Annotated in this window: 24 protein-coding genes and 5 tRNA genes; 12 read left to right on the top strand and 17 right to left on the bottom strand. The window is 66.3% G+C overall.

Annotation, left to right across the window (positions count from 1 at the left end; all coding sequences use genetic code 11):
- Positions 1-20 precede the first annotated feature (20 nt).
- From DVK03_RS02795 to DVK03_RS02785, 3 genes are all read right to left on the bottom strand, one after another.
- The gene (locus DVK03_RS02795; protein ID WP_004044400.1) at positions 21-1178 is read right to left on the bottom strand and encodes an ABC transporter substrate-binding protein; all 1158 of its coding nucleotides are present in this window, start codon (positions 1176-1178) and stop codon (positions 21-23) included.
- An 813-nt stretch (positions 1179-1991) separates the two neighbouring features.
- A tRNA-Ile gene (locus DVK03_RS02790) sits at positions 1992-2066 on the bottom strand.
- A 97-nt stretch (positions 2067-2163) separates the two neighbouring features.
- A tRNA-Asn gene (locus DVK03_RS02785) sits at positions 2164-2236 on the bottom strand.
- Positions 2237-2372: 136 nt separating this feature from the next.
- Between DVK03_RS02785 and cca the strand changes: the two genes are divergently transcribed.
- Positions 2373-3752, top strand: a complete 1380-nt coding sequence (cca, locus tag DVK03_RS02780) for a CCA tRNA nucleotidyltransferase (RefSeq protein WP_115802172.1) — start codon at positions 2373-2375, stop codon at positions 3750-3752.
- On the opposite strand, the gene DVK03_RS02775 is transcribed toward cca, so the two are convergent.
- The 4 genes from DVK03_RS02775 to DVK03_RS02760 all read right to left on the bottom strand — a co-directional run bounded on the left by DVK03_RS02775 (position 3731) and on the right by DVK03_RS02760 (position 7545).
- Entirely contained in the window at positions 3731-4744 is a 1014-nt protein-coding gene (locus tag DVK03_RS02775; RefSeq protein ID WP_004065243.1) for a histone deacetylase, read from the bottom strand. The genes cca and DVK03_RS02775 overlap by 22 nt on opposite strands.
- Positions 4744-5175, bottom strand: coding sequence for a histone (locus DVK03_RS02770; protein WP_004044404.1), 432 nt, complete (start codon positions 5173-5175; stop codon positions 4744-4746). The genes DVK03_RS02775 and DVK03_RS02770 overlap by 1 nt, the downstream gene beginning before the upstream one ends.
- Positions 5176-5374: 199 nt before the next feature.
- Positions 5375-6847 carry a single-stranded DNA binding protein gene (locus DVK03_RS02765; protein ID WP_115802171.1) on the bottom strand — a complete coding sequence of 491 codons (1473 nt, stop codon included), beginning with the start codon at positions 6845-6847 and terminating at the stop codon, positions 5375-5377.
- A gap of 188 nt (positions 6848-7035) precedes the next feature.
- Positions 7036-7545 carry a hypothetical protein gene (locus DVK03_RS02760; RefSeq protein WP_115802170.1) on the bottom strand — a complete coding sequence of 170 codons (510 nt, stop codon included), beginning with the start codon at positions 7543-7545 and terminating at the stop codon, positions 7036-7038.
- Positions 7546-7692: 147 nt separating this feature from the next.
- On the opposite strand from DVK03_RS02760, the gene DVK03_RS02755 reads away from it, so the two are divergent.
- A tRNA-Arg gene (locus DVK03_RS02755) sits at positions 7693-7765 on the top strand.
- Positions 7766-7938: 173 nt separating this feature from the next.
- Here the strand turns inward: DVK03_RS02755 and DVK03_RS02750 are convergent.
- On the bottom strand, positions 7939-8622 hold the full coding sequence (locus tag DVK03_RS02750) for a rhamnogalacturonan acetylesterase (protein ID WP_115802169.1): 684 nt from the start codon (positions 8620-8622) through the stop codon (positions 7939-7941).
- 164 nt (positions 8623-8786) lie between these two features.
- The gene (locus DVK03_RS02745; protein WP_115802168.1) at positions 8787-9011 is read right to left on the bottom strand and encodes a hypothetical protein; all 225 of its coding nucleotides are present in this window, start codon (positions 9009-9011) and stop codon (positions 8787-8789) included.
- Positions 9012-9155: 144 nt separating this feature from the next.
- Between DVK03_RS02745 and DVK03_RS02740 the strand changes: the two genes are divergently transcribed.
- Positions 9156-9767 carry a DUF309 domain-containing protein gene (locus DVK03_RS02740; protein WP_115802167.1) on the top strand — a complete coding sequence of 204 codons (612 nt, stop codon included), beginning with the start codon at positions 9156-9158 and terminating at the stop codon, positions 9765-9767.
- Positions 9768-9810: 43 nt separating this feature from the next.
- Here the strand turns inward: DVK03_RS02740 and DVK03_RS02735 are convergent, their stop codons facing one another.
- Positions 9811-10020: a hypothetical protein gene (locus DVK03_RS02735; RefSeq protein WP_115802166.1), complete on the bottom strand. Its 210-nt coding sequence runs from the start codon at positions 10018-10020 to the stop codon at positions 9811-9813.
- Between the two features lie 143 nt (positions 10021-10163).
- Positions 10164-10952 (bottom strand): NAD-dependent glucose-6-phosphate dehydrogenase, encoded by a 789-nt coding sequence (gene azf, locus DVK03_RS02730; protein WP_004065250.1) that lies wholly within the window; start codon positions 10950-10952, stop codon positions 10164-10166.
- A gap of 101 nt (positions 10953-11053) precedes the next feature.
- Here azf and DVK03_RS02725 point away from each other — a divergent pair, with 101 nt between their 5' ends.
- The 3 genes from DVK03_RS02725 (at position 11054) to DVK03_RS02715 (ending at position 12388) form a co-directional block, all read left to right on the top strand.
- Positions 11054-11395, top strand: a complete 342-nt coding sequence (locus tag DVK03_RS02725; protein ID WP_115802165.1) for a dihydroneopterin aldolase family protein — start codon at positions 11054-11056, stop codon at positions 11393-11395.
- Positions 11392-11862 (top strand): NUDIX domain-containing protein, encoded by a 471-nt coding sequence (locus DVK03_RS02720; protein WP_115802164.1) that lies wholly within the window; start codon positions 11392-11394, stop codon positions 11860-11862. The genes DVK03_RS02725 and DVK03_RS02720 overlap by 4 nt, the downstream gene beginning before the upstream one ends.
- An 88-nt stretch (positions 11863-11950) precedes the next feature.
- Positions 11951-12388 carry a DUF5790 family protein gene (locus DVK03_RS02715; RefSeq protein WP_115802163.1) on the top strand — a complete coding sequence of 146 codons (438 nt, stop codon included), beginning with the start codon at positions 11951-11953 and terminating at the stop codon, positions 12386-12388.
- Positions 12389-12426: 38 nt separating this feature from the next.
- Here DVK03_RS02715 and DVK03_RS02710 read toward each other — a convergent pair whose 3' ends face one another.
- From DVK03_RS02710 to DVK03_RS02690, 5 genes are all read right to left on the bottom strand, one after another.
- Positions 12427-13149: a creatininase family protein gene (locus tag DVK03_RS02710; protein WP_115802162.1), complete on the bottom strand. Its 723-nt coding sequence runs from the start codon at positions 13147-13149 to the stop codon at positions 12427-12429.
- A 44-nt stretch (positions 13150-13193) separates the two neighbouring features.
- Positions 13194-15131: an ABC transporter ATP-binding protein gene (locus tag DVK03_RS02705; RefSeq protein WP_115802161.1), complete on the bottom strand. Its 1938-nt coding sequence runs from the start codon at positions 15129-15131 to the stop codon at positions 13194-13196.
- 62 nt (positions 15132-15193) lie between these two features.
- Entirely contained in the window at positions 15194-16078 is an 885-nt protein-coding gene (locus tag DVK03_RS02700) for a NosD domain-containing protein (RefSeq protein WP_115802160.1), read from the bottom strand.
- Positions 16079-16210: 132 nt separating this feature from the next.
- Positions 16211-16480: a hypothetical protein gene (locus DVK03_RS02695; protein ID WP_004044418.1), complete on the bottom strand. Its 270-nt coding sequence runs from the start codon at positions 16478-16480 to the stop codon at positions 16211-16213.
- Between the two features lie 40 nt (positions 16481-16520).
- Positions 16521-17015, bottom strand: a complete 495-nt coding sequence (locus DVK03_RS02690; protein WP_115802159.1) for a DUF192 domain-containing protein — start codon at positions 17013-17015, stop codon at positions 16521-16523.
- Between the two features lie 93 nt (positions 17016-17108).
- On the opposite strand from DVK03_RS02690, the gene DVK03_RS02685 reads away from it, so the two are divergent.
- Positions 17109-17182: transfer RNA gene (locus tag DVK03_RS02685), tRNA-Val, on the top strand.
- Between the two features lie 122 nt (positions 17183-17304).
- Here DVK03_RS02685 and DVK03_RS02680 read toward each other — a convergent pair.
- Complete coding sequence (locus DVK03_RS02680) at positions 17305-17508, bottom strand: hypothetical protein (protein ID WP_004044421.1); 204 nt, start codon at positions 17506-17508, stop codon at positions 17305-17307.
- Positions 17509-17612: 104 nt separating this feature from the next.
- On the opposite strand from DVK03_RS02680, the gene DVK03_RS02675 reads away from it, so the two are divergent.
- The 5 genes from DVK03_RS02675 (at position 17613) to DVK03_RS02655 (ending at position 19838) form a co-directional block, all read left to right on the top strand.
- Positions 17613-18011: a VanZ family protein gene (locus tag DVK03_RS02675; protein WP_115802158.1), complete on the top strand. Its 399-nt coding sequence runs from the start codon at positions 17613-17615 to the stop codon at positions 18009-18011.
- A gap of 44 nt (positions 18012-18055) precedes the next feature.
- Positions 18056-18724, top strand: a complete 669-nt coding sequence (locus DVK03_RS02670) for a hypothetical protein (RefSeq protein WP_004065258.1) — start codon at positions 18056-18058, stop codon at positions 18722-18724.
- Positions 18725-18785: 61 nt separating this feature from the next.
- Positions 18786-18859, top strand: a tRNA-Phe gene (locus DVK03_RS02665).
- A 430-nt stretch (positions 18860-19289) separates the two neighbouring features.
- Positions 19290-19484 (top strand): cold-shock protein, encoded by a 195-nt coding sequence (locus DVK03_RS02660; RefSeq protein ID WP_004057907.1) that lies wholly within the window; start codon positions 19290-19292, stop codon positions 19482-19484.
- Between the two features lie 159 nt (positions 19485-19643).
- On the top strand, positions 19644-19838 hold the full coding sequence (locus DVK03_RS02655) for a cold-shock protein (RefSeq protein WP_004057909.1): 195 nt from the start codon (positions 19644-19646) through the stop codon (positions 19836-19838).
- Positions 19839-19911 lie beyond the last annotated feature (73 nt).

Raw genomic sequence — 19911 nt, 5'->3', positions numbered from 1 at the left:
AATTCGACATTTCTTGGGGCTCAGTTCGAGACCGCGTCCAGGAACCCCTGCGTCGCGGCGTCGACGTTGTACGGGCCGGTGAACTCCGAGGAGATGACTTCGTTGAGCGCCGTCATCGTCTCGGAGGGGACACCGAGGCCGTGCTGGAGGTTCGGCGGACGGTACTCCGCGTTGGCGAAGTCCTCGGCGGTCTCCTGGAGGTACGGTCCGAACTCTTCCATGCTCACGTCGGTTCGCGTCGGAATCGAGCCCTTGTACTGGTTGAACGCGATCTGCGCTTCGGGGCTGCCGACGAACGCCGCCCAGGTCTTCGACGCCTCCGGCGTCGGGTTGTCGGCCGGGTAGAGGAACGAGTCCATGTGGAGCGTGTACATGCCCTCCGTGCCGGGGAACGTTTTGAAGCCCCAGTCTTCGTCGTACGCGAAGTTCTCGGCGTTCCGGAACGCACCAGCCGCCCAGTTACCCTGATGGATGAAGGCGGCGTTGCCGTTGATGATGTTCTGGTTCGACGCGGTGAGGTTGAGCGACGCCGCGTCGTCGGAGATGTAGTTTTCGAGCATCTCCGCGGTCGTCTCGAAGGCCGAGCGAACCGCGCTCTCGGAGCCCTCTCCGTTGAGGAAGTCCATGTACGGCTGGTAGCCGTTCACGGCGAGCATCACGGCGCCCCACAGCTGCGTCGTCGTCCACGTCCCGGACATCGCGTGGGTCATCGGCACCGCGTCGGTCTCGCTTTGGACCGTCTCGAACGCGTCGATGAGCGCCGAGGGACTGTTCAGCGAGTCGACGTCGATGCCCGCCTCGTCGACGACCGAAACGTTGTAGAACAGGCAGTTCAGGCGGTGCGAACCCAGCGGAACGGCTCGATAGCTGCCGCCCTGCTGGTGAAGCTCGACCGCCTCGTCGATCATCACTTCCTCGAAGTTGTTCTCCTCCCAGACGTCGTCGACGCTGCCGAGGACGCCCTCGTAGCGGAGGAGGTTCGGACCCGGCCAGTTGGCGAACGCGCCCGGCGGGTCGTCGCTCTGGAGCCGGTTCGCCACGACGGCGTCGAGGTTCTGATTCCCGCCGCCGCCGATGGGGTTCATGTCGAGGCCGACATCGGGATAGGCCTCGTTGAACGCCGCTTCGAGCGCTTCAGCTGCCGCGGCGCCGTCGCCGCCGGTCCAGCCGTGAAGCACCTCAACCGGGGCGCTGCTTCCCCCGTCACCGCCGTCGCCACCCGCTTCAGTAGTACTACCGTCGCCGCCCGCTTCAGTAGTACTGCCGTCGCCGCCGTCATTGGAACCGCCGCCACCGGAGCAGCCGGCGAGCCCCATCGTCGCAAGCGCTCCCGCCCCAGCGACGTATTGACGCCGACTGAGCCGATTGTCGTTAGACTGGCTATCGCGTGACATACATAGACACTGTCGAACGCACCATACTTAACGATTGATATTCATTTACTCGGTATAATAATAAAAATTCTCAGACGTATCTTATCGCCGTGATTCCGGGTTTAGAAGCCTTCTAGCTCCAATTTCACAACGGAATTGGTCGTCGTCTTCGCACCGTCTGGCTCGTCGTCGCCGAGTCAACTCCGAACTCAGCGCCAGTTAGACGAAGAACATACGCGGGGAACGACATAAACACGGTGAGGAAGCTAACCACGTCAGTCCGAGCCTTGACCGCCGAGAGTCCGACCGAAAACGCTCCGTTCGACCAGTATCTCGAATCGGAACTGTCTCTCTCGGTACCGACCCGACCGTACGGCTATCGTCGCGGAAGCCTTCTGCGGTCGGAGTTACTCCCGCTGGTCGAGCTGGCTCGGTCGCTTCCGAACCGCGACATTTCGCTCTCGCAGTTGATTCGACTCGAAGACACGATGCCTCCGCATGGTGAGTTTCGAACCGGGCGTACGAGAGGCGTCAGGACCGAGACCGACCGACAGCCCGAAACGAGGGAGGAAGCCGTACCCTCCGGTGTAAACGGCTCAGAATCGTAACGGGACCGTATGGGCCCCATGGGGTTCGAACCCATGACCACCCGGTTATGAGCCGAGCGCTCTGACCAGACTGAGCTAGGGGCCCTCGGCCGATTCTTTCCCGTCGTCCCTCTTATGTCTTATCAGAAGCCGTCGCCGACGAACCGGAGACGAACCGCTCGTCGGGATGAGAAACGGAGAAGCGCCACCGCCAGGACTCGAACCTGGGACAACCTCGTTAACAGCGAGGTGCTCTACCAACTGAGCTACGGCGGCTTTCGTCTGCACTCTCTCGTATTCGATGTTTCTTGATAGGGCTTTCGTTTTTAACCGACGGCTGGCGGATGCCACCGCCTGACGCGGTCGCGAGCGCACCGTCACGCTTTCGCCCGCCCGCGGGAAACCAGCGGGCATGACGAACTCGGACCTCGCCGCGGTCGTCGCCGCGGTCCGCGAGCGCATCGACCCCGACGAGGCGGAGCGTCGGGCGCTCGCGGACGCCGCGGCGGCCCTCGAATCCCGCGTGTACGACGCCCTCGCGGACCTGCCGGTGGACGCCGACGCGCTGCAAGTCGGCAGCACCGCCCGCGGCACGTGGCTCTCGGGCGACCGCGACATCGACCTGTTCGTGCGCTTTCCGGCCGACCTCGACCGCGAGGAACTCGAAGCGTACGGCCTCGAAGTGGGTCACGCCGTCCTCCCCGACGGCCACGAGGAGTACGCCGAACACCCTTACGTGAAAGGCGACTACGACGGCTTCGACGTGGACCTCGTCCCCTGTTACGACGTGCCGTCCGCCTCGGACATCCGCTCGGCGGTCGACCGGACGCCGTTTCACAACGCCTACCTGACCGAGCGCCTCGACGACGACCTCGCGGCGGACGTTCGCGTCTTCAAGCGCTTCCTGAAGGGTATCGATGCCTACGGGAGCGACCTCCGAACCGAGGGGTTCTCGGGTTATCTCGCCGAGCTTCTCGTCGTCGGACACGGCGGCTTCGAACCGCTGCTCCGGGCGGCCGCCGACTGGAGTCCACAGGTCGAGTTCGACCCGGAGGACCACGGGACACGGAGTTTTTCGGACCCGCTCGTCGTCATCGACCCGACCGACTCCGAGCGGAACGTCGCCGCGGTCTGCTCGGCGGAGAACGTCGCCCGACTCCAGCACTACGCCCGCGACCTGCTTTCCGACCCGCGGGAATCGCTGTTCTTCCGGCCCGACCCGCGGGCGCTCGACGCCGACGGCGTTCGGGACCACCTCGACCGCCGCGGCACCACGGCCGTCGCCGTCGTCTTCGACTGCCCGGACCTCGTGGACGACCAGCTCTACCCGCAGCTCAGGAAGTCGCTGACCGGCGTCGCCGACGGCCTCGACAGACGCGGCTTCGACGTGTTCCGGCGGGCGACGTTCGCCGACACCGACGGCGAGGGGCAGGGCGAAGCCGTCCTGTTCGCGGAACTCTCGGTGGCCGAGCGCCCGGCGGTCGAGCGCCACGAGGGGCCGCCGGTCCACGTCCGCCAGCACGCAGAGGGGTTCTACGGCGCGTACGAGGACGGCGACGACCACTACGGGCCGTTCCTCGACGGCGACCGCTACGTGGTCGAGCGCGAGCGCGAGTTCACCACGGCGACCGGCTTCCTCGAAAGCGACGCGCTGTTCGACGTGGCCCTCGGAAAACACGTGGAATCGACGCTCAGAGAGGACGGCTACGACGTGCTCGTCGGCGGCGACGTGGCCGCGCTCGCGGGGGCGTTCGGTGCCGAGTTGGGTCGCTACTTCGCGCCGAGGCCGTGAGCGGCGCGCACGTCGTCGACTAGCTCGACGTTCTTCTCGTCGGGGTCTTCGTCGGGGTCCATCGCGATGCGGCCGTCGAACGTCTCGTGGACGGTCGCGACGCCCTCGGAGAGCGTGTCGAGGCCGTAGCCGCCTTCGAGGACGAAGGCGATGGCGGCGTCGGTCTCTTCGCAGAGCTCCTGCACGCACTCGGTGAGCATCGCGTAGCCCTCGGTGGAGACGCGCATCCGCGAGATGGGGTCGTGGCGGTGGGCGTCGAAGCCGGCGCTCACGATGAACAGGTCGGGGTCGAACCGCTCGACTGCGGGCGCGATGGCCTCGTCGAACGAGTAGACGTAGTCGGCGTCGCCCGCGCCGGCGTGGAGCGGGACGTTGAGGGTCGACCCCTCGCCGTCGCCCTCGCCGGTCTCTTCGACCTCGCCCGTGCCGGGGTAGAGGCCGTCCTCGTGGATGGACGTGTAGAACACGTCGCCGCGGTCGTAGAAGATGTCCTGCGTGCCGTTGCCGTGGTGAACGTCCCAGTCGAAGATGGCGACGCGCTCGGCGAGGCCGTCGTCGATGACCGCCTGCGCGGCGACGGCGGCGTTGTTGAAGAAGCAAAAGCCCATGGCGTCGTCCTCGACGGCGTGGTGGCCCGGCGGGCGACCGAGCGAAAACGGCGTGTCGCGGCCGTCGTCGCCGTCGAGCGCGGCGCGGGCGGCCCACTCCGCGAGGCCGGCGGAGGTGAGCGCGGCGTCCCACGACGCCTCGACGGCGACGGTGTCGGGGTCCCAGTTGCCGCCGCCGTCGCGACAGAACTCGTGGAACTCGTCGACGTAGCCGTCGTCGTGGACGGCCGCGACGGTGGATTTCTCGGCGGGCGAGGCGTCGACGTACTCGACGCCGTGGCGCTTCGCCAGCCCGCGCCGGATGGCCCGGAGTCGGTCGGCCGTCTCGGGGTGCCGCGGCCCGGTGTCGTGGTCGAGACACGTTTCGCTGTAGCCGAATTGCATTATTCGAAGAGGGAGAAGTAGGTCTCGATGTCCTCGGATTGGACCGTCCGCCGGTCGGCGTGGTGGGCGAGTTTGACGGCGGCGTCCGCCACGTTGACGGCGTAGTCTTCGAGGATATCGGCCAGGGCGATTCGAGCGTCCATCGCGACGCGGTAGCGGTCGTCGATTCGGAGGCGGGCGATGCGGTCGATGGGGGCGATAGGGAGGGAGAGTTCGTCGCGGTCGACGACCTGTTGAACGCCGAAGTCCTCGGCCATCAACGTCTTGCGACCGTCCGCCGTCGCCCGGTCGGCGGCGTCTATCGCGAGTTCCGCGCCGCGGTCCTGAATCCGGCGGGCGAGCGCCTCGGCGGCGCCGGCGCTCACTCGCAACTCACCTGCGTTCTGCCGGATAATCGCGTCTACCGGGGCGAACGGTAGCTCGACACTCATACCCACATATCGGGTCCGTGCGGCGTATAATCCTTTCCGTCGCGGCCCCTTCTGTATTTTATCGCACGGAGCGCTCCCGAGCGGTCGGATTTCGCGCCGAAGAGCCGCGAAAACCGGGCGAACGATGAGTCAGGTTCGACGGCCCGCCGACGGCGGGGCGGTGGGTGACCGGCGACCGGCGACCGGTGGTCTATTCGTCCTACTGCTGTGCGCCAGTGTGGACTTCGACCGACTCGGCGCTGATGCGGCCGTCGGTCTCCGTCCCGGAGACGGTCACCTCGTCGCCGAGGCCGAGGTCGGCGTCGGTGTCGACGGTCTTGGTCTGCGTGCCGTCGTCGAGGATGACCGGCGTTCCTGCCTGTACGACCGTCCCGGTGAACTCGACCGCCTCGCCGGCGGACTCGGCCGCGGACGCGTCCGACGAGGACCCGCCGTTCGCGGCGGACGTGTCGTCGGACGACCCGGACGAGCCACCGGACGACCCGTCGCCGGAGAACGCGCCGAGGCCCTGGTCGCTGGGCGGCGTCGGTGCCGACCCGCCGGCGTCGGTGCCGGCCGCGCCCTCGGGTGCCTCGTCCATCACGGCGACGGACGACCGCCAGCCGGCGGAGGCTTCGAGGTCCTCCTGCCAGCCCTCTTTTATCTCCGCGTCGGTGATGACGACGTAGTCCGCGAGGTCCACGTCGGCGTCGGCTTTCTCGCCCCAGAGGGCGACCCGGATATCGCCGGTGCCGTCCTTGACGCGGATGTTTCGGACCTGCCCCTCGGAGCCGTCGTCGCGGTCGAAGGTGCGTTTCCCGTCTGCCTCGATGACGCCGCCGGCGATGTCCACCGTCTGACCGAGTTCGAGCGAGCCGATGTCGGTCGTCTCGGGGACGTACTCGATGTCCTCGTCGATGGGTTCGACCGCGCCGCGGGAGCCGACGTGGAGTTCGAGCGAGCCGTCGCGCTCGCGGACGTATCCGTCGACGACCTCGACCGACTGGCCGGGTTCGAGTTCTTCGGCGAGGTCCGCCCGCTCGTCCCAGAGCGTGACGCGGACGCGACCGGTCGGGTCACCGACCGAGAGGTTCGAGACGCGGCCCTCGGTGCCGTCGTCGCGGTCGAACGTTCGCACGGTGCCGGCGTCGAGAATCTTGCCTTCGAGGTTCACGTCCGAGAGGCCGAGCGCGAGGTCCTCGACGCGGTAGCTATCGAGCACCTGCACGTCGACCTCGGCGTCGAGGTCCTCTTCGACCTTGCTGGCGCTGACTTCGACGCCGTTGTAGCCGTCCTTCGGGCGACCGCCGATGCGGAGGACGGTGCCGACTTCGAGATTCTCCTTCGCGCCGGCGGCCATCTCGTCCCACAGCGAGACGCGGATGCGACCGGTCTCGTCGGCGACCTCGATGTTGACGACCCGCCCGTCTTCGTCCTCGCCGTCGCGCTCGAACGTCCGAACCTCGCCGATGCTGACGACCTTGGCGAGGAACTTCACGTCCTCCATGCCGGGTTCGATGTCGGCGATGCCGTTGACCTCCTCGTCGCGCAGTTCGTGGGCGATGAGCATCGCCGCCGTCTCCTCGTCGGCGAGGCCGCCCATCTGTTCGACCTTGTCGTTGACCGCCGCTTCGAACTCCTCGAACTCGACATCGGTGTCGAGGTCGTCGTAGACCTCCCGGATGACGCCCATCAGGCGTCACCTCCCGGAACGAAGCGCGCGCGTCGCGGCAGACCGAGCGTCGTACTCATACTATGGACGAACAGGGAAGGGCGGCGCTTAAGCGTTGTTTTCCTCCGAATTGGACCGCCGAACCGACCGCGCGAATCGAGCGACATAACGGGGGTGGTCGCGGCCCCGGATTTGAACCTTCGGACGCCTCAGGTGTCCATATCGATGCGGGCGACCTCTCGACGACCGTCCGCGTCGTCGTGGACGACGACCGCCCGGCCGGGGAGGCCGCTTTCGAATCGGAGCGTCGCCTCGTAGCCGCGGACGACCGGCGATTCGGCGCAGTTCTCCGCGTCGGCTCGCTCGACGGTCTCGACGACGAGCGTGGCCGTGTCCGACGCCGCGTCGTAGTCGGCGCGCGCGAGTCGGGCGATAGAACAGTCGGTCGCCCCCGTGACGCACCCGACGACGGAGACGCCGGTTTCGGTCTCGGACGCGAGCGCCCCGCCGTCCGCCGAGCAGGCGTCGGCGCGGACGGGCGTGAACGACCGCCCGACGAGTCGCGGGCGGCGGGGCGTCTCCGTCGCCGTCGGCGACGCGGTTCCGGTCTCGGTGCCGGTGCTCGCCGTCGACCCCTCCGCCGCGTCGCCGCCGCTCGCGCACCCCGCGAGCGAGGCGCACAGCCCGGCTGTTCCGAGGAGGAGCGCGCGTCGATTCACGTGCGAAACTAGGCCCGCTCGCGAAAAAGTCCTTGCGTACGACACGCACACCGACGCCCGCCTCGTGCCGTGGTCCCGCGGTTCACTGGGAGTTCACATCGTAACCGTCTTAAGTAACCGTCGAGTACCGAAGGATGCAGCAAGACAGTCCTGATAGGGTAGTGGACTATCCTCCTGGCTTGCGGAGCCAGGGACCGGAGTTCAAATCTCCGTCAGGACGTTTCTACGAGGAACTACACGACGAGCGAAGCGAGGATCCGTCTTCACCGAAGCTCTGTGGACGTTTCTCTTTGGACCCGACCTTCGAGAGCCTTCTGCGCTCTCGGGGCGGTACACCGTCTCTCCGGAGACCTGAACAGCGAGCGATATCGTCGCGACCGGGTTCACCGCTCGTCAGGACTCGACGTGGGCGGCCAGTCCGAGGTCCAGTTCTGCGACCCCGCCGAGCACCACGTCGGCCATGCGGCGCGCCCCGTGCTCGCTGAAGTGCGTGTCGTCAGCGATTCCCTCCGGATAGTTCGAGTGTTCGCCCGGTTCGAGGTGGTTGTAGAGCGCCGTCGACGCGTCGGGGCCGAGTTCAGCCAAGAGCGCCCGCGTTCGCTCGTCCGTGTCGATGAGCGGCACGTCGCGGTCGAGCGCGACGGTTCTCGTCAGGTCGGCGTACGCGCGGTGGGTGTCTTTCGGGACGCCGCCGTCGTCGAACTGGCGGCGCGCGATGGGCGTGAGCAACACGGGCGTCGCCCCCTGTTCGCGCGTCTCACCGACGAACTTCCGGAGGTTGTCGACGAACGCCGCCTCGGTCGTGTGCTGTTCTTTCGACGGCACCTCGTCGTTGTGGCCGAACTGGACGAACACGTAGTCGGTCTCGGTCAACTGGCGGGCGACGGGACGCCAGCGACCCTCTTCCAGAAACGTGCGGGTGCTGCGACCGTTTCGGGCGTGGTTCGCCACCGTGACGGCGTCGTCGAAGCGGTCGGCAAAGGGCATTCCCCACCCGGTCTCCGGGCGTTCGTGCGCCCCCTTGTCGGCCATGGTGGAATCCCCGACGAGATGGACGGTAATCGACTCGGACGACATTTCGATAGCGCTCGTCCGGGCGACGTATAGTGACACCGGTCGGGTCAATCGACGGAAAAATCAGCTCCTAACCGTCGCTAACGGGTGCCTACCCGCCGGGACGTGGCGTTGGACCGACCGACGGAGCGCCGAGCGCACTCGGCAGTCCGGACCGAAAAACGAGCTTACGCCTCGTCGTACGGCGGTTCGAGGCCGGGCGACCGCTCGTCGTCCTCGCGGCGGCGGACCGACGAGGTCGTGCGCGACCGCTGCGGACGGGGGCGAGGCGTCTCCTCGGACCGGGGCTTCGCGGCCCACGACCCGTGGCAGTCCCGACAGTAGTTGCCTTTGTACGCCCGCGTGAACAGATACTGCTCACCGCAGCGGATACAAACCGGGGACTGGGTCATCGTTCGACACCTCGGACGAGGGTTTCGAGGGCATTCATGTGCTATCATACCTCATATGTTCCCGAGAGGGATAAGTATGCAAGCCCTACGCCGCGGGAGCGCGCCCTTCGCGGAATCTTTACTCGTGGACGGCGAACGGTTCGCATGGACGATTCGCTTCGCGCAGGCGTCGCCATCTACAACGCGGGCGCGTACCGGGCGGCCCACGGCGCGTGGGAGTCAAAGTGGCTGTCGCTCGACCGCGGGGGTGACGACGAGCGGTTTCTCCACGGGCTCATCCAGTTCACCGCGGCGGTCCACCACGCCCGCGACGGCAACGACTCCGGCGCGGTCGGCCTCGCTCGGAGCGCGCGGGAGTACCTCGACGGCCTCGCAGACGACTACCGCGGCGTCGACCTCGCCGGCGTTCGAGAATCTCTCGCGCGCCTCGAAGCCGACCCCGGCGTCGCCGCCGACCCGCCCGCGCTCCGACTCGACGGCCGGGTCGTCACGTACGACGACCTCGATTTCGACGCCGTCGCGGTCGCGGCCGAGACGCTCGCGGAGGAACTGGACGGCTACGACGAGTCGGTCGTCGCCGACGCGGTCGGGTACGCCCACGAAGAGGTCGCCGACGGGGAACAGACGCAGTTCACGGCGATGGTGTTCGACTTCGTGCGGAACGAAGCCCAGCGCGGACTGGTGTTTCAGCGATTGAGCGAGCACGTCCGCCGGCGGCGACGCCGCGAAGACGACGTGAGCGGCCTGTTCGAGTGAGCAAAGAGGGGAGTCGTCGAACGTCGCTGGAGGCGAGACCGTCTCAGAAGTACGCCTTTCTGATGACGAACAGGAGCCAGACGACCGGGGCGAGGGCGAGGAGCAAGCCGACGATGCCTATCAGATACTCCCCTTCGACGAGTCCGCGCGCCCATCCTCGACCGAGGTGGAAGACGAACAGGGAGCAGACGAGTAAAACCGCGTCGCGGAGCGACACTCCCGCGTCCTCCGCGGTGGAACCCAGTGGCGTCATTACGTCCACCGACGTGTCGTATTTCTATAAGTTTTCCCCCGGCACGTTCGCGCGTCTATACCCGGCCGGGTCACGCGACGGGCTAGCCGAAGAATCGGAATCGGGGTTCGACGGGGCCAAACGTCGGAGTTCCGACGCCGCAATCAGGCTTCGTCCAGCGGTTCGCCCTCGAAGGTGAACTCGGCGGAGTTGTCCTGCGGGTCGTAGCCGAGCACCGCCCGAGCGCGGTCGATGGAGTAGTACTTACGGTCGTTGTCGGAGATGCCGTAGACGATTTCGTAGTCGTAGTCGGCCTCGATACAGCACTCGAAGAGATGCCCGCAATCGCGGTACGACAGCCACATCGCCTGCCCGCGTTCGTACTCCTTCGGCGGATGGTGCTGAGTGAGGTTGCCGATGCGGACGTTCACGACCGAGATGTCGTGGTGGTCGTGGTAGTAGCGGCCGAGCGTCTCGCCGGCGGCCTTGCTCACGCCGTAGAGGTTACTCGGGCGCGGTAGTTCCGTCCCGTCGAGTCGGAACTCGTGGTGCGGGCGGTACATATCGGGCGTCCGGTCCGTCGTTTCGTACGCCCCGACCGCGTGGTTCGAGGAGGCGAACGCGAACTTCTCGACGCCGGCGTCGACCGCGGCGTCGAACATCTGTTGGGTGCCGTCGATGTTGTTCCGCAGGACGCTGTCCCACGGCGCTTCGGGACGCGGGTCGCCCGCGAGGTGGATGACGGCGTGGACGCCGTCCATGGCGTTTCGCACGGCGGTCTCGTCGGTGACGTCGGCGACGTACACCTCCGTGGAGTCGACCGAATCGGGAATCTTCTCGTCGGAGAGTGGCTCGCGGTCCAACAGCCGCCAGTCGTAGGCGTCGCCGATGTGCCCTAGTATCGCCTGGCCGACGCGCCCGCCAGCCCCCGTCAGCAAAACCGGCTGGTCCATTCGGTGTAACGTCCGGCGAGGGAGGCTAAGTAAGGACCGGTTCGCGCTCGCTGGACCCTTCGGACCGCCGAACTTTAACCCGGAGCGACGGTGTTCCCGGTATGGTCACAGACCCGCAGACGGCCTGCTTCGAGGCGGGCATCAAGTTCGGGACGCTCTATCACCAGTTCGCCGGCACGCCGGTTTCGCCCGACAGCGCCCGGAGCCTCGAACGGGCCATGGCCGAGGCCATCGAGAACCAACCGCACTGCGAGTCGGTCTCCATCCACATTCTCGACGACGCGCTGGACGCCGAACTCGCCGGGTCGACCGCCGACTACACGGAACTCACGGGGCGGTTCATGGAAGTCGAGATGGAAATCGACTACGAGGGCGTCCGCGTCCGGACCGAAATGGAGATGGAAGACGGCTACCCGCTGATGAAGCTCGTGTCGGTCGAATGACCCGCCCGCGAAGCGCCGCCCGCGGACTCGTCGTCCGCGACGACGAACTCCTCGCGATTCAGTACCGCACCGACGGCGAGGACTGGTACGTCGCGCCCGGCGGCGGCCAGCAGCGCGGCGAGTCGCTCGCGGAGACGGTCCGCCGAGAGGTGTACGAGGAAACCGGCTACGAGGTCGCCGTCGGGTCGCTCGCGTACGTCAGGGATTTCGTGCCCTCGACGCATTACGAAGATAGAGACGACGACGGCCATCAAGTAGACCACTTCTTCTGGTGCGAGCGAGTGGGAGACGAGCCGGACGACCCGACGGAGCGCGATTCGGTCCAGGTCGGCGTACGGTGGCTCCCCCTCGACGAACTCGGGGAGGTCCGGTTCTTCCCCGGCCCGCTCGGTGACCGACTCCGGAGCGGCGACTCCGACGAGATGGGCGACGCACGCGGCGCGGTCTACCTCGGCGACGTGGACTGAGAATCCGCCGGCGACGACTCCGGAGTCGTTCGATTTCACTTTCACTTTCGGGGTCGTTTTTAAACCCCCGCGCGCCGAACGTGTGAGCATGAGTCAAAGCACGCTCGGCGACGACGACCTGTTCGGAGAGGCGGCGGCGGAGATGCGCGCCGACGTCGAGGAACATCTCGGCGAGGCCCGGTCGGCGCTTCCCGACCCGGACGACGTGTGGGAGGCCGACGCCGACAACGTCCTCGGCGTCCTCAACGGCCTCCGCTCCTCGCTCGACGTCGAGGGCGCGGCCGAGCACGTCCGACAGGCCAAGAAGTGGTACGTCATCGGCCAGCGCGCCGAGGCGTTCGACGACCCCGAGGACCTCGAAGCGGCCATCGAAGAGCTCGAAGCACTCATCGAGATGGTCGAGGAGGCCCACGAACTCGTCGGGGAACTCACCAACACGATGCCGCAACTCCGCGGCGCGCTCACCGACGCGGCCGAGGCGGCGGAAGTCGCCAGCTCGGACGACGAAGACGAAGAAGAGGAGTAATCCGTAGACCGGCTCGCCGGTCCGCGTCCGCGGGCCGTTCAGTCGAGTTGCCGGCTTTCGACCGCGTCGAGGAGCGACGCGAGCGAGTCGGCCGCGAGCGATTCCAGTTCCGCGCCGCGGTCGGCGTTGCCCTCGGCGGGGTCGCCGACGACGCCGTTGTCGGTGAACTCGTCGGAGTCGTGGGCGAGGTTGACGCCCGAGACCCACTCGCCCCAGCGGTCGGACCCGCCCGCGCGGGCCTCGTCGATACGGTCCTCACGGACGAGTTCGGGGTGCGTGTGGCGGAGGAGCGCGGTCTCCAGCGGGCCGCCGTGGCCCATGTCCGAGGAGTGGTCGCCGACCGCGTCGAACCACGTGAACGCGACCGAGTAAACGTCGCCCGCCCGCGAGACGCGCCGGCAGAGCTCCGCGAGCGCGTCGATGTTGCCGCCGTGGCCGTTGACGACGACGACGCGGTCGAACCCGTGGTGGGCGAGCGATTCGATAGTCTCGCGGACGTACGCGCGGAAGGTGTCCGGGGAGACCCACAGCGTGCCGTCGAAGGCGCGGTGTTCCTCGGCGACGCCGACCGGGATAGTCGGGCCGACGACGACCTCGCCGTCGAACGCCTCGGCCCCGGCCTCGGCGACCGATTCGGCGTTGAGCGCGTCGGTGCCGAGCGGCGCGTGCGGACCGTGCTGTTCCGTGCTTCCGACCGGGAGGAGCGCGAGGTCGGCGTCGAGGTCGGCGACCTCGGTCCAGGTGGCCTCGGAGAGTCGCATGCCGACAGAAGGGGCGGCCCCGCCCTTAGTGATGGGCGCTTCGCTCAGTCGTTGCCGGCGTCGACCTCGGCCTGCCGGCGGGCGGCGCGCTCGACGAACTCGTCGGGAAGTTGGTCGATTTCGCCGGCCTGCACGCCCCAGAGATGGGCGTAGAGGCCGTCTTCCGCGAGGAGGTCGTCGTGGGTGCCGCGCTCGACGATGCGGCCGTCTTCGAGGACGAGAATCTGTTCTGCGTCCTTGATGGTCGATAGGCGGTGGGCGATGCTGAACGTCGTCCGGTCGGCCGTGAGTTCGTCCAGCGAGCGCTGGATGAGCATCTCGGTCTCGGTGTCGACGTCCGAGGTCGCCTCGTCGAGGACGAGGATGTCCGGGTCTTTCAGGATGGCGCGAGCGATAGAGACGCGCTGGCGCTGGCCGCCCGAGAGCTTCACGCCGCGCTCGCCGACCTTGGTGTCGTAGCCCTCGGGGAGGTTCGAGATGAACTCGTGGGCCTCGGCGGCTTTGGCGGCCGCGATGACCGCCTCGTCGTCGGCGTCGAACGTCCCGTAGGTGATGTTGTCGCGGACGGTCCCGTAGAACAGGAACGTCTCTTGGCTGACGTAGGCGATTGACTCGCGGAGGCTGGAGATAGTCACGTCGCGCACGTCTTGGCCGTCGACGCTGACGCGCCCCTCGTCGGGGTCGTACATGCGCATCAGGAGCTTGAGAATCGTCGATTTCCCCGCGCCCGTTGGGCCGACGAGCGCGAGCGTCTCGCCGCCGTCGACCTCGAAGGAGATGTCCTCGACGACGGTCTCGCCGTCGCCGTAGCCGAAGGTCACGTCGTCGTACTCGACGCGGCCCTCGGAGACGGCGAGGTCGGGAGCGTCGGGCTGTTCGGCCAGCCGCGCGGGCTCGTCCATCAGGCCGAAGATGCGGGCGCTGGAGGCGTGGGCGCGCTGGTACATGTTGATAATCTGCCCGAACTGAGCCAGCGGCCAGACGAACTGCTGGGTGAGCAGGATGAACGTGACGAACTCCCCGATTTCGAGGTCGCCGGTGAAGGGGCCGGGGCCCTGCCCGTTGATGACCCACAGGCCGCCGACGACGAAGGTGAGCGAAAAGCCGATACCGGCGAGGATGCGGAGCGCGGGGAAGAACTTGATGCGGGTGTTGATGGCGTCCCAGTTGGCGTCGAAGTAGTCCATCGAGACGCCGTCGACGCGGTCGGACTCGTGGGACTCGGCGTTGAACGTCTTGATGACCTGAATGCCGCCGAGGTTGTTCTCCAGCCGGGAGTTGAGCTTGCCGACCGACGAGCGCACGTCGGCGTACTTCGGCTGGATGATATCGACGAACTTCCACGTGAAAAGCGCGATGAGCGGGACCGGCAACAGGGCGACGAGCGCGAGCTGCCAGTTGTACGAGAGGAGGACCACCGCGATGGCGACGACCATCACGAACAGGCGGAAAAAGGAGTTCATCCCGTCGTTGAGGAACCGTTCGAGGCGATTCACGTCGTTCGAGAGGATGGACATCATCTCGCCGGTCTGCTTGTCGGCGAAGAAGTCCATGTTGAGCAGCTGCATCCGGTCGTAGGTGTCGGTCCGAACGTCGTGTTGAATCTGCTGGGCGTAGGCGTTCCATCCCCAGTTGCGGAGCCAGTGGAACACCGCGCCGGCGGTGAAACTGAACACGATGATGCCGACCGCCAAGAGGAACTGGCCGTCTCTGGTCGCCGGGACGTACGGGGTAATCCACGCCTCGGGGAGGACGGGGAAGCCGGCCGCGAACGACGTCTCCTGCCGGATGATGGCGTCGATGGCGAGGCCGAGGATGACCGGCGGCATGAGGTCGAGCACGCGGGCGGCGACGCTCGCGAGGACGCCCACGACGAACTCGAAGGTGTTCTCGCGGCCGTACTCGGCAAACAACCGCCGCATCGGGTTGTCGACCCGCTCGCGTTGGTCCTCGAACGGGTCGTCGTCGGTTTCAGGGGACACGACAACCGTTCAGGGGGCGCTCGCAGTAAAGTACTCGGGTGAGGGAGCGAGCCGCCGGTAGCTCAACAGGAGGCGTTCCGAACCGTGTTCCTGCTCGAACCGCCGGATTCGACGACCGGCTGTTGGCTGACGCCGCAGAGGTCGTTCTGGGTGAGTCGGTTGCGGTGGGAGTCCTCCAGTGTGACGCCGTGAGCCAAGAGGCCGGTCGTCACGACGTTCCTGTGAATCGCGTTACGGTCGCTTCCAACGAGTTCGAACCCGGCGATGATGATATCGACCTCGTTCTCGACGAAGCGGTTTCGGTGGCTGTCGCGGAGTTGGAAGCCGGGACCTTCTCCGTCGACGAGATTCCGTTGGAAGCTGTTTTGCGTGCTCCCGTACAGCGAGACCTGGATGGTATCGGTTCTAAACTCGGAGTCGACGAACTCGTTTCGGTGCGAATCCGTGAGCGTGAGCACGACCGGACTGACGAGCGTACACGACTCGAATCGGGTTCGCTCAACTCGGTCGAGAATCACGCCCCTGACGCTCGGCGTGAAGAAACTCGTGTTCGTCACCGCACAGCGCGAGGAATCCGCGAGGACGAACTGTGGTCTCCAATCGTCCGGATAGCCAACGACCTGCGAGTCGGCAATCGTCACCCGGCTCGAATCGGTGATTCGCCCGCCCTTCGTCAGCACGATGTTGGTTATCGAGACGCGACTGCCCGAAATCGTCGTCTCACCGTTCACGGCGTAGCCCCGGCCGTCGACACGGACGTCGTCGGCGAGAATCTCCAGACAGTCGAGGTTTTCGTCGAGGGAGTACCGCCCCGACTCGGTGATGCTCGCACATCCCGAAAGCAACTCCTCGTCGGTCCGAGGTTGCAACACGCCCGGCGCGAGCGCCGGCAGCGCGGCGAGGCCCAGCCCCCGAAGCGCTCTTCTCCTCGTGAGTCGAGTCGACATGACACCCGTTCAACTACAACACGTCGGCACAAATACAGATATTGTGAGATGCATACCAACTACGTATCAGTATTCGTGACGTACTGCAACGCCGACTGGTAGGCGAGTCGGACGCGTCGTCGCGCTTGGCGCTCAGACGACTCGGTCTTCGACCTCGGGGTCGACGCCGGCCTCGACGAGGTCCTGTCGGACGCGCTCGCGCAGCGGGTCGGGAACCGTGTCGCGGCCGACGGGGACCGCGACCTCGCCGTCGCCTTTCACCTTCCAGTAGAGGACGCAGTCGGACGGTTCGTAGTACTCGATGCTGTAAGCGTCGTCAGCCCCGCGGTAGTGGACCCGCGCGGCGAACTCCTCGGCGCGCCAGCCTTCGAGTTCGGAGAGCGCCGCGACGTGTGCTGTCATGGTCGGGTCAACGGTCGCCGGCCCTTCGGGCGTTTCGCTTCTACTCGACTTCGACTCGGTCGCCCGCGTCGATGCCGGTCTCGTTCGTGTAGCCGTAGGGGAGTTCGAGGACGTACTTCCCGGTTCCGCGGTAGCGGGTGAGGTCGGACTCGCTCGTCCCCTCGGGGTCGAGTTCGGCGTGGTGGATGCGCGTGATAGTGCCGTTTTCGGCGACGAAGACGATGTCCAGCGGGAAGTCCATGTCGCGCATCACGTAGGCGTAGGTGCCCGAGGAGTCGTGGACGAACCACATCCCCTCGTTTTCGGCGAGCGATTCGGTGTCGCTCAGGCCGGTAAAGCGCTTGGCGCGGGTGTCGGCGACGCGGGCGTCCACGGTCGCCAGGGTCTCGCCGGTCTCGTCGTCGACGACGGTGAGCGTGGTCCGTTCGTAGCCGTCGGTCGAACCGGGGACGACCGCCGGGTTGGTGAGGTACGCGACGCTCGCAACCGCGACGACGACGGCGACCAGCAGGGCAATTCGCGTACGAGATGTCATTGCCGGACGTGACGTTCGCCGCGCGTCTAAGGGTTCCGGGGGTCGGGCGAAACGAAAACCGTTATGAGCGCGAACCGGTTCGATTGAGGTGCAGGGCTCGTGGTCTAGTTGGTTATGACGCGGCCTTTACAAGGCTGAGGTCGGTGGTTCGAATCCGCCCGAGCCCATCAGATTTTGTGACGAACCGGACGGTGAGTCACAAATCTGTTCCGTGAGGGCGATTCGAATCAGGGAGCGAACGGAGTGAGCGACCGAGGTTCGAATCCGCCCGAGCAACCAAACCGCCGACTCACACGCTCCGTTGCATCACGAGCAGCGACATCGGGACGCTGGCGGCGACGAGACCGAACGCGCCGCCGACGAGCGGGTCGACGCCCAGCGACGGACCGAGGAGGTAGCCGCCGACGAACCCGACCGGGTCGAGCACCAACGCGAGGATGACGAGCTGTACTGCGAAGTTCTTCGACGTGAACCAGCGGGGGAGTAGTGACACGGTAGTCGAAACGTGTCTTCCACCTGCTATTTAGTTCCGTGTGGTCGCGTTCGAAGCCACGAAGACACGAACCCTTTAGCCCGAGACGGACCCACCACCGGGTAGTGAACCCAATCACGCGACTCCGCGAGAACCCGCGGCGGGCGGCCGTCGCCCTCGGGTACGCGCTCGGCGTTTTCGCGGCGTCGGTCGCGCCGACGCCGCCGGGGAGCCTCGCACCGATGGGACCGCTCGGAGTCGTCGGCCTCGACAAATGGGTCCACGCGGCCGGGTACGCCGGTCTCGGCTTCGCCTTCGCGTCCGCGGTGCGCGCGAGGGGGCGCGACGAGGTCGCGGCGGCCGCCCTCGCCGCCGGCGCGTTCGGAGCGGGTATCGAGGTCGTGCAGGCGGTGCTCCCGTACCGGTCGTTCGGCGTCGCTGACGCGGGGGCGAACCTCGCTGGCGCGGTCCTCGGCGGGGTCGTCTGGGTCGCGGCCGTTCGGGTCGCGGACGCTCGGGGGTAGGGTTATCTCACCCCCTCTCCAAGGGGGCACGAACGGTGAAGGCAATGGGCACGAGACGACTCATCCGGGCACTCGGTCTCGCGGGAATCGGCGTCGTCGGGACGTACCTCCTCGCGGTTCGGCCGTGGCACAGACGCTGGGGGACGACCGACGACGAGGCGACGGGCTGGCTCCCCGGCGACGACTTCGCCGGCGACGCGGACGTTTCTTCGACGCGGGCGATTACGATTATGGCCCCCGCGCGAGCGGTCTGGCCGTGGCTCGTCCAGTTGGGACAGGGCCGCGGCGGCTTTTACAGCTACGAGCGACTGGAGAACCTGTTCGGCTTGCAGATTCATAACGCGGACCGAATCCTCCCGCAACACCAGCGACTCGACGTGGGCGACGAGATACGGCTCGGCCCGCCGGGGTCGGGCGCGCCGTCGTTCCGGGTCGCCTTCGTGGACACCGAGCGCTGCCTCGTGTTGAGCGCGCCGGGTTGGGAGACCGGCGAGAGCCGGGCGACGTGGAGCTTCGCGCTGCACGAGGTGGCACCCGGTGCGACGCGGTTGGTCGTCAGATTCCGCGGGCGGTCGGAGACGCTCCGCGAGCGCGCGGTGAATCGGTTAGTCGTCGAGCCGGTCCAGTTCGCCATGGAACGGAAGATGCTCAAAGGGATTCGTTCGCGGGCGGAGCGGGCGCGGGCGAGCGCGACGGGCGGTCGGCACCGCTGACCCAGCGCCGACGGGCGATTCGAAAGTCTTTTTGATGCGGTCCGGCTTCGGAAGAGTGCGAGCCGCCTTAGCTCAGACTGGGAGAGCACTCGACTGAAGATCGAGCTGTCCCCGGTTCAAATCCGGGAGGCGGCATATTCTGAGATTCTGAGCGACGCGAAGAATCGAAGAAACGACGCCGGACCGATTTGAACCCAAGAAGTCGAACGGAGTGAGTCTTCTTTCGGTTCAAATCCGGGAGGCGGCATTTTCCTGCGAACTACCGAGGGAGCGTAGCGACCGAGTCGTGAGCAGTGAAAATGCGACCCGACCGGATTCTGAACCAGCGAGCGACGCGAACGAAGTGAGCGAGCGAGTGAGGTTCAAATCCGGGAGGCGGGGAGCGACATAGAACGTCGGGGCCGAGAGTCACCTCGGAAAAACGACGACCGAATTCTCAACGACGCAATACGAACGACGCGGAATCTGGGCGGTTCAACCACGGAGAGTCGTCTATATCGCACTACGGGAAGCCGAGGCGTGCTTCAGAAGACTTATCAGCGTGAGGTAGTTGGTTTCAAAGGCAATGGCGAAAGGTAAGGTCGACTTCTTCAACGACACTGGCGGCTACGGTTTCATCTCTACTGACGACGCGGACGACGACGTGTTCTTCCACATGGAAGATGTTGGCGGTCCGGACCTCGAAGAGGGTCAGGAAATCGAATTCGACATCGAGCAGGCCCCCAAGGGCCCCCGCGCGACGAACGTCACCCGCCTCTAAGCAGGCTTCCGTTCACCGCAGTACATTCACAGACTGACGAACTTTCCTCCGTTTTTCACGACCGCGAGCGGCGGCGCTCGGTGGCGAGTCGTCGACTGGGCGAGCGATACCCACACATGCGGAAAGGTTATCCGTCCGCAGGGTCGTTGTACAGTCGCAATGGCGAAAGGTAAGGTCGACTTCTTCAACGACACTGGCGGTTACGGTTTCATCTCTACTGACGACGCGGACGACGACGTGTTCTTCCACATGGAAGATGTTGGCGGTCCGGACCTCGAAGAGGGTCAGGAAGTGGAGTTCGACATCGAACAGGCCCCCAAGGGCCCGCGCGCGACGAACGTCACGCGCCTGTAATTCGGTTTCCGAATTCAGTACCAGACGAATCGATTTCTGAGCGTTTTTTCACACTCCTGAGCTACGGGACCGT

The sequence above is a fragment of the Haloferax sp. Atlit-109R genome (genome assembly GCF_003665865.1).
Lineage (GTDB): Archaea > Halobacteriota > Halobacteria > Halobacteriales > Haloferacaceae > Haloferax > Haloferax volcanii.
The sequence above is the reverse complement of the archived record's forward strand: the minus strand, read 5'-3'. Positions and strand labels throughout refer to the sequence as shown.